16 protein-coding genes are annotated in these 12,412 nt (G+C 35.7%); 5 read left to right on the top strand and 11 right to left on the bottom strand.

Annotated elements, in window-relative coordinates; translation table 11 throughout:
* Positions 1-40: 40 nt before the first annotated feature.
* The 3 genes from NQ163_RS15735 to NQ163_RS15745 all read right to left on the bottom strand — a co-directional run bounded on the left by NQ163_RS15735 (position 41) and on the right by NQ163_RS15745 (position 1,472).
* The gene (locus NQ163_RS15735) at positions 41-346 is read right to left on the bottom strand and encodes a monooxygenase (protein ID WP_268191286.1); all 306 of its coding nucleotides are present in this window, start codon (positions 344-346) and stop codon (positions 41-43) included.
* A gap of 78 nt (positions 347-424) precedes the next feature.
* Positions 425-1,006: a nitroreductase family protein gene (locus NQ163_RS15740; protein ID WP_268191287.1), complete on the bottom strand. Its 582-nt coding sequence runs from the start codon at positions 1,004-1,006 to the stop codon at positions 425-427.
* Between the two features lie 79 nt (positions 1,007-1,085).
* Entirely contained in the window at positions 1,086-1,472 is a 387-nt protein-coding gene (locus NQ163_RS15745; RefSeq protein ID WP_268191288.1) for a hypothetical protein, read from the bottom strand.
* Between the two features lie 116 nt (positions 1,473-1,588).
* On the opposite strand from NQ163_RS15745, the gene NQ163_RS15750 reads away from it, so the two are divergent.
* From NQ163_RS15750 to NQ163_RS15760, 3 genes are all read left to right on the top strand, one after another.
* Complete coding sequence (locus NQ163_RS15750; RefSeq protein ID WP_268191289.1) at positions 1,589-1,945, top strand: winged helix-turn-helix transcriptional regulator; 357 nt, start codon at positions 1,589-1,591, stop codon at positions 1,943-1,945.
* A gap of 25 nt (positions 1,946-1,970) precedes the next feature.
* On the top strand, positions 1,971-3,161 hold the full coding sequence (locus tag NQ163_RS15755) for a winged helix-turn-helix domain-containing protein (protein ID WP_268191290.1): 1,191 nt from the start codon (positions 1,971-1,973) through the stop codon (positions 3,159-3,161).
* 92 nt (positions 3,162-3,253) lie between these two features.
* The gene (locus NQ163_RS15760; RefSeq protein ID WP_268191291.1) at positions 3,254-3,862 is read left to right on the top strand and encodes a phosphoadenosine phosphosulfate reductase domain-containing protein; all 609 of its coding nucleotides are present in this window, start codon (positions 3,254-3,256) and stop codon (positions 3,860-3,862) included.
* Positions 3,863-4,077: 215 nt separating this feature from the next.
* Here the strand turns inward: NQ163_RS15760 and NQ163_RS15765 are convergent, their stop codons facing one another.
* Complete coding sequence (locus tag NQ163_RS15765) at positions 4,078-5,301, bottom strand: hypothetical protein (RefSeq protein WP_268191292.1); 1,224 nt, start codon at positions 5,299-5,301, stop codon at positions 4,078-4,080.
* A gap of 276 nt (positions 5,302-5,577) precedes the next feature.
* Here NQ163_RS15765 and NQ163_RS15770 point away from each other — a divergent pair, with 276 nt between their 5' ends.
* The gene (locus NQ163_RS15770; RefSeq protein ID WP_268191293.1) at positions 5,578-6,522 is read left to right on the top strand and encodes an NAD(P)-dependent oxidoreductase; all 945 of its coding nucleotides are present in this window, start codon (positions 5,578-5,580) and stop codon (positions 6,520-6,522) included.
* Positions 6,523-6,588: 66 nt separating this feature from the next.
* On the opposite strand, the gene NQ163_RS15775 is transcribed toward NQ163_RS15770, so the two are convergent.
* Positions 6,589-7,284: a TapB family protein gene (locus NQ163_RS15775; RefSeq protein WP_268191294.1), complete on the bottom strand. Its 696-nt coding sequence runs from the start codon at positions 7,282-7,284 to the stop codon at positions 6,589-6,591.
* Between the two features lie 366 nt (positions 7,285-7,650).
* Here NQ163_RS15775 and NQ163_RS15780 point away from each other — a divergent pair, with 366 nt between their 5' ends.
* Positions 7,651-8,082 carry a globin domain-containing protein gene (locus tag NQ163_RS15780; protein ID WP_268191295.1) on the top strand — a complete coding sequence of 144 codons (432 nt, stop codon included), beginning with the start codon at positions 7,651-7,653 and terminating at the stop codon, positions 8,080-8,082.
* Between the two features lie 45 nt (positions 8,083-8,127).
* Here the strand turns inward: NQ163_RS15780 and NQ163_RS15785 are convergent, their stop codons facing one another.
* The 6 genes from NQ163_RS15785 to NQ163_RS15810 all read right to left on the bottom strand — a co-directional run bounded on the left by NQ163_RS15785 (position 8,128) and on the right by NQ163_RS15810 (position 12,403).
* Entirely contained in the window at positions 8,128-8,352 is a 225-nt protein-coding gene (locus NQ163_RS15785; protein ID WP_268191296.1) for a TM2 domain-containing protein, read from the bottom strand.
* Positions 8,353-8,479: 127 nt separating this feature from the next.
* The gene (gene queA / locus NQ163_RS15790) at positions 8,480-9,529 is read right to left on the bottom strand and encodes a tRNA preQ1(34) S-adenosylmethionine ribosyltransferase-isomerase QueA (RefSeq protein ID WP_268191297.1); all 1,050 of its coding nucleotides are present in this window, start codon (positions 9,527-9,529) and stop codon (positions 8,480-8,482) included.
* A gap of 81 nt (positions 9,530-9,610) precedes the next feature.
* Complete coding sequence (truB, locus tag NQ163_RS15795) at positions 9,611-10,315, bottom strand: tRNA pseudouridine(55) synthase TruB (RefSeq protein WP_268191298.1); 705 nt, start codon at positions 10,313-10,315, stop codon at positions 9,611-9,613.
* Between the two features lie 25 nt (positions 10,316-10,340).
* Positions 10,341-11,129: an undecaprenyl-diphosphate phosphatase gene (locus NQ163_RS15800; protein WP_268191299.1), complete on the bottom strand. Its 789-nt coding sequence runs from the start codon at positions 11,127-11,129 to the stop codon at positions 10,341-10,343.
* Between the two features lie 54 nt (positions 11,130-11,183).
* Positions 11,184-11,429, bottom strand: coding sequence for a DUF3098 domain-containing protein (locus NQ163_RS15805; RefSeq protein WP_268191300.1), 246 nt, complete (start codon positions 11,427-11,429; stop codon positions 11,184-11,186).
* 101 nt (positions 11,430-11,530) lie between these two features.
* Complete coding sequence (locus NQ163_RS15810) at positions 11,531-12,403, bottom strand: cell division protein FtsX (protein ID WP_268191301.1); 873 nt, start codon at positions 12,401-12,403, stop codon at positions 11,531-11,533.
* Positions 12,404-12,412: the final 9 nt, after the last annotated feature.

The raw sequence follows: 12,412 nt of genomic DNA on the forward strand, positions 1-12,412 counted from the left end.
TTTTTTGAAAGATTATGCCAGCATAATAAACTATTAAAAGTTAGTTGAAAGGCCCTTTGTTAATTTTTGAAAGTTCTTCATTTATTTCGAAGATTCGCCCTCTAATTTCTGAATATCCCCACTGGCTTAGTCTTTCGGTATGCATTGCCAAATATTTTTCTGCATTTGCTCTGTTGTCAAATACATAAACACCTCCGGCTGTTTTGTCAGATTCATTCTGAGTCCAGATTTTCCAAACTACACCTGGTTCATCATTAATACTATTTGCAAGATCTTTCATTTGTTTTGCCATTTCCTCACCAAAAGGTCCTGAGTGAGGAAAATCTACATACATAATTACTGCCATTTTACTTTATTTTTAAATTGTTTATACTTATCGAATTTTAAAATTGATAATGTTAATCTGTCTTTCGCAAATGAGATTTTAAAATCCCAACCACTTCACTTTTTCTTTTAAATCAGGGCTTTGTCTTTGTGGAGCAATTGGCTCCATATCAGGATACCCAATTGGAATAATCCCAGCTATGAGCCTGTCTTCGGGCATAGCTAAAATTTCTTTTACCTTTTCAGAATGATTTAATCGGCTCCCAATCCAAACAGTACCCAGACCCACTGCCTTCGCTTGCAAAAGTATATTCTGAATAGCTGCACAACTGGCTTTCAAAGCCTCTTCTCTTTTGAAGCTGTCCTCTAGTTTTGGGTAGCTTACAATGATGTGGCAAGGAGCACCTCCAAAATTTTTTGAATACTCCAGCATTCTTTGCTTTTCCTTTTCAGGAATATAAGGTGCTGATGGAATGTATTCTTTGGCAAACTTGTAGAACTCATCAGATATATTTTTTGCAAATTCATCTCGCACAACAACGAATTCCCAGGGTTGACTATTCCCTGCTGATGGTGCCCAATTGGCTGCTTGCAATACCTTTTCTATTAAGGCGGGCTCAAGTTCTTCATCCTTATATTTTCTAATGCTTCTCCGATTTTTAATTACATCTATTACATCCATTCTTTTTTACTTTTTCTACCAGCCCCATGTATGTTAGCACTTTGATTGATTTTTCTTGATGGGCTTCATTGGTTTTGTGTTATTGATTGTCTTTTAGTTTTATAAAGCTTAAAATTGCCAGCAAGGCAAAAAATATTGGATCCGACCATCCAAATCCAACAAAGATTTTAGTAAAACCTGCATATAGTGTTATTAGTACGCCAAGAACATTTGTTAGCATCAAGCCTTTAAATAGTTTTTGTGCAGTAAGGCTTTTAGTTTCTACATCCCTAAATAAAAAGCCTATAATTGCTATACCACCTAAGAAAATGCTATTGTGTTGAGATAAGAATGTTGAATATTGATCATTTAATTGCACACCATAATTGGGCCATATGATCTTAGGGAAAAAGAATAATCCAATCGCGAAAATCGCATAAATGCTACTGTGTACTTTTAGGAAAGTACTGTTACTTATTTTTTTCATCTCCATCTAATTTTATTTTCATGCACAAATAAAGAAATAGAATGCTGTATATTTACTATGTATTTCCTCAAGGAAACCAGTATCCTCGAGGTAACTAACAGGGAAATTCTGAAAAAATGGAGAAGAAAGAAGATATCATTTTGTCCAGGCAATGTGTTTTGCAAATAAGAGCTATAAAAGATACCATGGAACTCTTATCAGGAAAATGGAAAATGCAGATAATTGGTACATTGTTACGGCATGGAACAATGCGATTTATGGAGCTTAAAAGAACTTTAAATGGGATAGCTCCCAAAAAATTATCGAAGGATTTACATGAGCTGGAAATGAATAAATTAATAACGCGAACAGTTAAAAATACGAAACCGATTACTGTTGAGTATTCGATAACAGAACATGGAAGAACATTAGATGGTTTAATAGGGGAAATAATTGATTGGGGATTAACACATCGCCAAACGATAATAGGATAATCTCTGCTCATATAGAATAAAAACTATGTCTCGAATTAGTGATACTCTTTCCTTTGATCAAGCCAGAAAGTTGGTCTTGTTATCTCAACAAATCCCTCCGGTAAAGCATAAGGGAACAGCAATTGATGCCAGCCTTTTGGCCATCGAGCATTTGGGCTACATTCAAATTGATACCATTTCGGTGGTTCAGCGAGCACATCATCATACTTTATGGACTCGAAATCCAAAATATCAAGCTTCACATCTCGACCAGTTGCTTACCGAAAAAAAGGTATTTGAATATTGGTCGCATGCAGCTGCCTATCTGCCTATGCGCGATTTTCGTTTTAGCTTGATACGAAAGCATGCAATAGCAAGTGGAGCTCAAAATCATTGGTACGAAAAAGATGAGAAATTGATGAAAGACATCATAAAGCGAATTGAGCTTGAAGGTCCTTTGATGGCAAAAGATTTTGAGAATACGGATAAAAAAAGCAGAGATTGGTCGAGTAAACCTGCCAAAAGAGCCTTGGAAAACCTGTTTATGCAAGGCGATTTAATGATTCCCTTCAGGAACAAATTTCATAAAGTTTATGATCTCACCGAAAGGGTAATTCAAAATGATATTGATGTCTCCATGCCAAGGGAAGAGGAATACATTCGTTTTTTGATTGTTAGATATTTGGAGGCAAATGGCTTGGGTTTGGCATCGGAAATGGCCTACCTGTTAAAAAACACCAAACCCATAGTGGAAAGGCATCTAAAAGAAATGCACTTAAGCGGAGAGCTGTTGCAAATGAAGGTAGGAGAGGTAAATTACTACACTTTGCCAAATGCTCTTGAACTATTGAATAAACCTTTATTGCGCAGTAAATTGAAAATTTTATCGCCTTTCGATAACCTATTAATCCAGCGAAAGCGTATGCATTCTTTATTCAATTACGATTACCAAATTGAATGTTATGTGCCCGAGGCTAAACGCAAATTTGGATATTTTTGCTTGCCAGTTCTTTGGGATGGAAAATTGGTGGCCAGGATGGACTGCAAGGCTGATAGAAAGACATCGGTATTGCATGTAAATCATTTAGCATTAGAAGCAAATCTGAAGAAATTAGATGCTTTTTCCGAAGCCTTATCGAAAGAATTAAAAGCATTTATGAGCTTTAATGATTGTAATCAGATAAAAATTCACAGAACAACACCCGAGTCGTTTCATTTTGCAGTAGATAAGTTTTAAAAGTACTTATTCTTTGTTTTAACATTTTGAAGCAGATTTTTTTATAATTTCGTCCGTACAAATCAGAAAATAAACGATTAATATAGATAAAAATGGATATTAAAGCACTTAATGAGGAATTGAGAGGTAAAACTCCAAAAGAGATTATTGAATGGGCAATTGCATATGGTAAAAAGTCTGTGGTAACCACAAACTTTAGACCTTACGAAGCTGTAATTTTGCACGCTTGTGCCGAAGTGAAGAAAGATATTCCGGTAATTTGGTGTGATTCAGGATACAATACTTCCAATACCTATCGTCATGCTGAAGAGACAATAAAACAATTGGACTTAAATGTAAAATTGTATGTGCCTAAGCAAACTGCTGCACATCGCGATGTGGTTATGGGTATTCCTGATATCAACGATCCAAAACACAAAGAATTTACCGAACAGGTAAAAATGGAGCCTTTCCGCAGAGCAATGGAAGAGCACAAACCAGATGTTTGGTTCACAAACTTGAGAAAAGGTCAAACTGCTTTTCGCGATTCTATTGATATTCTTTCTCTATCAGCTGATGGAATGCTAAAAGTAAGCCCGTTTTACAACTGGAGCGACGAAGAAATGGACAAATATCTTGCTGAGAATAATTTAGGAATTGAAACCAAGTATTTCGATCCAACAAAAGTTCTTGGCAACCGCGAGTGTGGATTACACGGATAAAGAATTTCAGTAGACTTGCCTAAAGTTTACTGCAAAGAATTGAAAAGACGCTTTCGTACCTGTGTGGATGAAGGCGTTTTTTTATTTGCGATGCCATAAAACCATTCGCAAAAGCAAATTTACGTAGAGACCATTCGAAGAGCTAAACCATCGATTTTACCGACTGATTTGCCAATTCTAAGCAAGATTTATCAATCCAAGCATTGAATTAAGCTTTAAACTGCATAAAAACCTTCCTTTTTAAACTCTTCCAACTTCTTTTCGAAAAGCACCGAGAAATTGTTCAGTTCGGCTTTGTGTTTATCTACAAATGAAAATCGGAAAGGAGAGTGACGTTCACATTGTTGGATAAATTCAGGACTAAAATCTTTAGGGTTGCAAACAACAGATGATCCGAACAACAACCCAAAACTACGTTTAATCAATCCCTGGAATGCAATTTCGTTTGGATAAACTTCCTTTACTGTTGCCAAAACTTCTTTTCCCAGGTGATAGGTTTTGCACAACATTCTATCGAGATATTGTGAATGCAGGTTTTTAGAGAAACAGGTGAAAACTCCTTCATACAAATCATCTCTGGCATCTTGTAAATCGTCTAATATTTGCAAATATGCGCCATACTCGTAAAGAAAATGAAGTTGATCGTAGCTCAATTCCCCAGCAATTAAATATCCATCGGCAATAACCGATGTTGCACCTTTGGTAACGGCAATCTCGAAACATTCTATATCGCTCATGAGCGTTTTTTTAGTCAATGCAATGCTTCTGGTTTGTGCATGGTGAATATCCAATAAACTTTCGTGCACTTTGGGATAATTGCCTCGGTCATAATCATCCTCTATCATTCCAACCAATTGATAGATTTTTTCTTCGGCTTCGCTTTTTGCAATTATCTCTTCGCCTTTTAGTCGCAATTCAAAACGTTCAGAAAATTCAATTTTATCTTGATGAGAGATTCTTCGGGAATCGATAAAATTATCGGTATACGGATAAAGAAGGCTATATGCCAGGGTAGATGAGGTGGTTTGAACAGGATATCCAAACAAGGCTTGTAGACCAAAAACAATCCACTGGTTTCTTAGTGCTTGAAAAAGTTCCTCATTGCCCAAATTTGGGTCAAAATGAAGGGCCTTTCGGATAAAATCTTTGGTGGCATGAATCATATCATCCGAAAAAATCAGTTGCAATTGATCATTGGAGTACGATAACTCCTCTTTAAAGAAGGATTTACACTTTTTAAAAAGCAATTCATTCTCGAGATTATCTTTTTCACTGTTCGATTTTACAAAGCTGAGAAATCGTTCGCACTTTAACTCCCAAATGTATTTCTCAATAAAAGAGAATTTTGGCTTATTGGCAGGAAATTCTTCTGAGCAATTTAGCCATTTGTTTATGAATTGATTTAGAAACTTATTGTATGCTTTTGCGTGGTCAATCATATGGTAATTTGTTCATTTACTGATACAAATTGTGAAAAATATCCGAAGCATGAAATTTAAATCGTTCAAAGCCAATAATTGCCTGCTGAATGCATTTTTTACACAGCTATGGCCGGATATCATTCTTTAATTCATTGATTCTGAAAAATGAAATCTTTACTTTAGCAGTCTGATGACCGTAAAAAGTCTGGAATAGTCCTGAAATGAATAATAATCAATAGTAACTGTTCACTGCTAACTGTTCACTGCTAACTGTTTACTGATAATTGTCAAAATATGAAATTCACAATACTTGAACCAATAGGAATGACCGCCTGTAAATATGGTCAGCTTAAAAAAGAATTCGAAGAGTTGGGACATGAGTTGGTGTTCTTTGGAGATCGAAATGAGGACGAGCAAGAGCTCATTAAACGAGCAGAAGGAGCCGATGCAATTGTAGTCAGCAATATTCCAATTACCAAAAATTTTATTGATGCCTGTCCAAAGCTTTCTATGATTTCAGTAGCCTTTACCGGTGTTGATCATATCGATATGCAGGCATGTAATGAGCGAAACATTTTGGTTTCCAATGCTGCCGGGTTTTCTAATGAATCGGTTGCCGAACTTACCATTGGTATGATTCTGTCGGTATATCGTAAGATTGTTGGTGGCGATGCCATGACTCGTTTTGGTGGCGATCGTGGAGGTTTTTTAGGAACAGAGCTAAATGGAAAAACTTTGGGTATTATCGGAGCTGGCGAAATAGGCCTTAGAGTGGCCGAAATTGCCAAGATTTTTAATTGTAAGGTTCTTGCTTATAGTCGAAGCGAAAAGAGCGTAGAAGGCGTTAAATTCGTCGATAAGGAGACTTTATTAAAGGAGTCGGACATTGTATCATTGCATGTGCCATTAACACCGGCAACAAAGGGATTAATGAGCAAGGAAGAATTCCAATTAATGAAACCTGAATCAATTTTAATCAATACAGCTCGCGGACCTGTTGTAGATAGCGATGCATTGTGCTGGGCCCTTGACGAACACGAAATTGCAGGAGCAGCTGTTGATGTTTACGAAAAAGAGCCACCATTGGACAAAGAACACATCTTGTTTACTGCACCAAACCTAATTATGCTTCCGCACATTGCTTATGCAACCAACGAATCATTCGAAAAACGAATTGATATCGTAATGGAAAATATCAAATTGTGGTTACAAGGTGAACCAAGAAATATAATGAACTAATTAAGTATAAAGTAAAAAGGAGGAAGTAAGATGTAGTAATACTTTCTCCTTTATACTTTGAACTTTTTACTTTATAATCTTCACCAACCGTGTAATTCCGGTCAACTTTCCTTTTTTGTTGTAGGATTCACTTCGAATGGTCCCAATATTTTTCGAAATCCACATTACATTGTGCATGCGAACATTTACAAAACCTGTTTTACTTTGCACATCTTCCGATAATTTGAAGCATTTGAATTTACCTGCAGGAGTTTCAATGCTTTCGTGAGCTTCCACTTTTCGATTGGTGATATTTGTAGTCATATTCATGTTCATTACTCCCCCTTCAATGGAGATGGTGATTGAGCCATCGTTCAAACTTTGTCCTGGACTTAAATTTGGAGGATAAATTAGATCATCGGTAGTTACTTTTACTTCCATATTTTGGAATGCCTCCATTTGTTTTTGATTCAGGTATTTGTCCATGTCGATATAAAATTCATTTCCCTTGCAGCGGAATGTAATGGTGTCCGACAGAATAACTTTGTCTTTTGAATCGCTATCCATTGTGGTTTGCAACATGGAGTAAATGGTTTCACCACCTTTATTTTTAATCGATAGTAGTTTTTGGGTATACGAGCCTAGTACTTTTCCTTTTTGATTAGTCATTTCATAATGCAACTCGGTTCCTACTGTGTTGGGAATGTAAATGCTGCATTCCTGGGCAAGTACAAGCTTAGAGCTCAAGAATAGCATAAGAATCAGATAAAATATCTTTTTCATGATTATTAAATTGTGGCTAAAAGCCTCGGTTTAAAGTGAATTGGTAGCAAGTTGCCAAATGGCAACCAAAAGAGTATGTGGGACCTTTTAATTGATTATCTAATTTATCAAATTATGGCTTGTAAGAAAAATAAATTTTAGGAGATTTTAGAAAATTAAGAGTGATTGGTCTTTTTTTTAATAAAGCAGTAGCGATTTAGAAAATCTTTGATACTTTTAAGTTTAAATCAAGTAATAATACCGATTATAAATTGTATTCGCCATCTGTTCATAAAACTTCAAATGTCGAACCAATTATATATCGGCATTTCAATTTAATATTTCATAGCTTCTCTATAGCTTACTCTGAAATTTAAATGGTATAATATGAAACTGGAAATTAAAGAATATCAATTTGGTGAACGTCCACAGGTAACCAGACCAAATAGAGAAATATTAACGATTTTGGGTGAAGAAGGAATCAGAAAATTAGTAGACGATCATTACAGTCTTTTGCGCGAAAGCGAGATAGGTGCTATGTTTCCTCCCGATGATAAAGAATTTGAAGCAGCCAAGTTGCGCTCATCAGATTTTTTTATTCAAATTTTAGGAGGACCACAATATTTCAATCAGAACAGGGGAGAACCAATGTTGGTGCGTCGCCACAAGCCATTTAAAATTACAACTGAAGGAAGGAAAATCTGGCTTGAATGTTATCAGAAATTATTACCGGAACTTGGTCTTTCAGATGAACTTTTAATGTCTTATTGGAACTATCTGAATGTATTTTCAAGCTGGATGATAAATACCGAAGAATAAAAAAAGAGATCTGTTTTGCAGATCTCTTTTTTAGTTATTTACTATTTAGTTTTTAATATAGCGCCCTTCTTTGTCTTTAAAGCTTCCTACAGCAATGATGATAAAATCAATAAGAGTCCAAATACCAAATCCCCCTAGGGTTAATAACATTAATACTCCAGTACCAATTTTACCTGCATAAAAACGGTGTACACCCAATCCTCCAAGGAAAAAGCATAATAATAGCATTGCAACAAAATTCTTATCGCTTCTTTGTTCGATAACTTCCATAGTTAAAATTTAATTTGTTAAACGGATGGAAAAATAGTAAAAATTATCACTACTCATGTTAAGACTACATAAAAAAAGCTGATGATTAATGAATCACCAGCTTTTGCAAAGTATTTTATAGATTGTCTTAGATGATCAACATTGCATCACCGTAAGTTCCAAATCTGTATTTTTCTTTAATAGCCTCTTCGTAGGCAGCCATTACATTGTCGTAACCTCCAAATGCACAAACCATCATCATTAAAGTAGAAAGTGGTAGGTGGAAATTGGTAATCATTCTGTTTGGCACATGGAATTCGTAAGGTGGGAAAATAAATTTATTTGTCCATCCTTCGAAAGGTTTAAGCGTTCCCATGGTTGATACAGAACTTTCAAGCGTTCTCATAACAGTAGTACCAACTGCACAAACATTTTTCTTCTTCTTTTTAGCCAAGTTTACTTTCTCAACAGCTTCATCCTCGATAAAGATCTGCTCAGAATCCATTTTGTGTTTGGTCAAATCTTCAACATCAACAGTGCGGAAATTACCCAAACCAACATGTAGAGTTACTTCTGCAAAATCGATACCTTTAATTTCCAAACGCTTCATTAGCTCACGGCTAAAGTGCATACCAGCTGTTGGAGCTGCAACTGCACCTTCGTGCTTAGCAAAAATAGTTTGGTAACGTTCTGCATCTTCTGGTTCTACCGAACGATCGATGAATTTTGGAAGAGGAGTTTCTCCTAATCCGAAAAGAGTTTTCTTGAATTCATCATATGGTCCATCGTACAAGAAACGAAGTGTTCTACCTCTCGATGTAGTATTGTCAATTACTTCAGCAACCAACAAGTCGTCATCACCAAAGTACAATTTATTACCAATTCTGATTTTACGAGCCGGATCAACCAAAACATCCCATAGTCTTTGTTCACGATTCAATTCGCGCAATAAGAATACTTCAATTTCGGCACCTGTTTTCTCTTTGTTACCATACAAACGAGCAGGAAACACTTTGGTATTGTTGAACACCATTACATCTTCATCATCGAAATATTCGATCAAATCTTTAAAGATTTTGTGCTCAATTTCACCTGTGTCTTTGTGAAGTACCATTAAACGAGATTCATCTCTGTTGTAGGCTGGATGTAAAGCAATAAGTTCTGTAGGTAATTTATACTTAAACTTAGATAACTTCATAAGGCTGAATGACTTTTAAAATATATTTTTTGTTATTGGAAAACGCGAAGCATTCCCTTTTACGAAAAAGTTGCAAGATAGTTATAAATTTTCTAAGAATTTTATAAAATCTTCAATTTCAATTGCATCGTCGATTTTGAAATCGCCGATTTGAGTACGTTGCAGAGCTGTTAAGTGAGCACCGCTATTTAAAGCTTGACCAATGTCGCGTGCTAAAGCTCTGATATAGGTTCCTTTACTGCAAACCACTCTAATCTTCAGAACATTTTCTGCAAATTCGATAACTTCGATTTCATCGATCACCAAAGTTTTCTTCTTAATTTCAACTTCCTGACCTTTTCGTGCATATTCGTAGGCACGTTTACCGTTAACCTTAACTGCCGAATAATCTGGTGGTCGTTGCTCAATGCTTCCAATAAAACCTTTTAATGTTTTATCAACCAGTTCACGAGTAATATGCTCTGTTGGATATTCCTGATCGATTTCTGTTTCCAAATCGAAGGAAGGAGTGGTTGCTCCCAATTGTAAAGTGGCAATGTATTCTTTCACCTGCGATTGATAAGTATCAATCTTTTTGGTGTATTTTCCAACACATACAATCATCAATCCGGTTGCCAGAGGATCTAGTGTTCCTGCATGACCAACCTTAATTTTTTTCACGCGAAGCTTGTGTTTGACTTTGAACTTTACCTTGTTCACCAAATCAAACGAAGTCCATTTGTATGGCTTATTCAGCAGAATAAAAGCCCCTTGTTGAAAGTCATTATCGGTTTCGAATCGAATCATTAGAAGTGATTTGCCATTTTTACAATTAGGCTGCAAAAATAGCAATTACTCCGATAATCAGGCAATAAATGGCAAAATAGATTAGTTTTCCTTTCTTAACCAGCTTAATCATCCAGCTGCAAGCCAGTAATCCAGAGATAAAAGCTGCAAAGAAACCAACAATTAAAGGTGTTACTTCTATGTTTCCTTGAGAGGTAAATTCGCCATTGGCCAGACAAAGGATATTTTCTCCAATAATCGGAACCAAAACCATTAGGAAAGAGAATTTTGCAATGTCTGCTTTTCGGTTGCCAAGCAGTAATCCTGTTGCAATGGTAGCTCCGGAACGCGAAATACCAGGTAGAATGGCAAATGTTTGAGCCAATCCAATGATTAAAGCGTCCTTAAAGGATATTTCTTTGTCTTTTTGTTTGGCATAGTAGGTAAATCCCAGTAAAGTTGCTGTTACCAATAACATACAACCTACCAAAAGCAGAATTCCATTGTTATCAAAGAGTTCTGATACTTCATCTTTAAAGAAAACACCAACAATTCCGATTGGAATCATTGATATGGCAATTTTAAAAAGATACTGGGTAGATTCATTCCATTGGAAATGAAAAACATCCTTAAACAGTGAAAGAATATCTTTTCTGAAAACAATAATGGTACTAAGTACTGTTGCACCATGCACAATTACAGTAAAAGCAAGATTATTTTCAGCATCAACACCTAAAAGAGCTTTTCCCAGTTCTAAGTGTCCACTGCTACTAACAGGCAAAAATTCAGTAAGTCCCTGGAGTAATCCAAGGATTAAGGCTTCAATCCAATTCATAAAATTAAGTAGTGTTTTTTCCGATATTTAACTCGGAATCAGATAGGTGTTACGCTATTTGTTTTCTTTTGGTTTCTTCATTATGGCATAAATTTCGAAAGCAAATCCGAACAATACCACCAATGGAGCAAGCGTAATTCTTCTGAAACTGAAAATGCTTTCGTCGAATACATTAGGATCATCAGAGCCACCACCCATCATAAGCAAAAATCCAATAATGATAATTACAAAACCAATCAGAAGAAGTTTGTAGTTCTCTTTGCCAAGAGCGAAACCTGGTTTGTTATTTTGTTTGTTCATGTTTTCAAAATTTATCCGTGTTCGGAAATCAATGCCAAATTTACAATAAATTTTACTGAATTAGCATTTAAAATGTCTTAAGTTTTGTTAACTCTTAATCTTTAGTACAATGATCTTGATTCCAATCGCAAGTACTTATTCACCGCAAATAAGGTAGAAATCCAGGTGATGAATAAACCAGTTAGAATAATCAGTAAAAATAATACTCCTACCAGTTCGGTATTGTTAAAAGTAATTACTTGTCTGAGTTCTTGTTGCGAAAGGTATATAACACCAGAAAGCATAGCGTTTGCAATCAATGCGCCTAAAAATCCGTGAAGAAGTCCTTTGCCTATAAATGGTTTACGAATAAAACCTCTTGTGGCACCAACCAATTGCATGGTGTTTATAATTAAGCGCTGCGAGTAGATTGATAATCGTATTGTGTTGTTTATCAGTGTAAACGAAATAACAAATAAAATGGCACTAAAGCCCAAAAGGATTAAACTGATTCTTTTTACGTTATCGTTTACCAAATGAACCAATGATTTTTGATAGTAAACCTCTTGCACTTGCGAGTATCTGGTAAAATCTTTTTCGATTACAGCAATGCTATCAGGGTTGGCATACTCTGCATATAGCTTAACGTCTATTGTAGCTTGTAACGGATTGTAACCTAAAAAAGAAATAAAATCTTCACCCAATTCTTTCTGTAGCTCTTTTGCTGCAGTTTCTTTGTCAACAAACTCGGTTGCTTTTACAAATTCTGTGGCATCCAGGTTTTTTTGCAAACGTCTTATTTCTACTTCCTTCACATTGTCTTTTAGAATGATGGAGACTCCAATATTTTCTTTCACATAATTTGAAAGCTGATTTGCATTTAAAATCAGCAAACCCGTTAGTCCCAGCATGAAAAGAACCAGAGAAATACTGATAACTGAAGTGATATAAGAGGAGCGCAAGCGGCGCTTTGAGCCATTTTCTTTTTGTGCCATATGTTAGCT

The sequence above is a fragment of the Marinifilum sp. D737 genome (genome assembly GCF_026672275.1).
Taxonomy (GTDB): domain Bacteria; phylum Bacteroidota; class Bacteroidia; order Bacteroidales; family Marinifilaceae; genus Marinifilum.

Coding starts and splice junctions, on each gene's coding strand:
- NQ163_RS15735 (WP_268191286.1), bottom strand. CDS start 346: ATGGCAGTAATTATGTATGTAGATTTTCCTCACTCAGGACCTTTTGGT.
- NQ163_RS15740 (WP_268191287.1), bottom strand. CDS start 1,006: ATGGATGTAATAGATGTAATTAAAAATCGGAGAAGCATTAGAAAATAT.
- NQ163_RS15745 (WP_268191288.1), bottom strand. CDS start 1,472: ATGAAAAAAATAAGTAACAGTACTTTCCTAAAAGTACACAGTAGCATT.
- NQ163_RS15750 (WP_268191289.1), top strand. CDS start 1,589: ATGGAGAAGAAAGAAGATATCATTTTGTCCAGGCAATGTGTTTTGCAA.
- NQ163_RS15755 (WP_268191290.1), top strand. CDS start 1,971: ATGTCTCGAATTAGTGATACTCTTTCCTTTGATCAAGCCAGAAAGTTG.
- NQ163_RS15760 (WP_268191291.1), top strand. CDS start 3,254: ATGGATATTAAAGCACTTAATGAGGAATTGAGAGGTAAAACTCCAAAA.
- NQ163_RS15765 (WP_268191292.1), bottom strand. CDS start 5,301: ATGATTGACCACGCAAAAGCATACAATAAGTTTCTAAATCAATTCATA.
- NQ163_RS15770 (WP_268191293.1), top strand. CDS start 5,578: ATGAAATTCACAATACTTGAACCAATAGGAATGACCGCCTGTAAATAT.
- NQ163_RS15775 (WP_268191294.1), bottom strand. CDS start 7,284: ATGAAAAAGATATTTTATCTGATTCTTATGCTATTCTTGAGCTCTAAG.
- NQ163_RS15780 (WP_268191295.1), top strand. CDS start 7,651: ATGAAACTGGAAATTAAAGAATATCAATTTGGTGAACGTCCACAGGTA.
- NQ163_RS15785 (WP_268191296.1), bottom strand. CDS start 8,352: ATGGAAGTTATCGAACAAAGAAGCGATAAGAATTTTGTTGCAATGCTA.
- queA (WP_268191297.1), bottom strand. CDS start 9,529: ATGAAGTTATCTAAGTTTAAGTATAAATTACCTACAGAACTTATTGCT.
- truB (WP_268191298.1), bottom strand. CDS start 10,315: ATGATTCGATTCGAAACCGATAATGACTTTCAACAAGGGGCTTTTATT.
- NQ163_RS15800 (WP_268191299.1), bottom strand. CDS start 11,129: ATGAATTGGATTGAAGCCTTAATCCTTGGATTACTCCAGGGACTTACT.
- NQ163_RS15805 (WP_268191300.1), bottom strand. CDS start 11,429: ATGAACAAACAAAATAACAAACCAGGTTTCGCTCTTGGCAAAGAGAAC.
- NQ163_RS15810 (WP_268191301.1), bottom strand. CDS start 12,403: ATGGCACAAAAAGAAAATGGCTCAAAGCGCCGCTTGCGCTCCTCTTAT.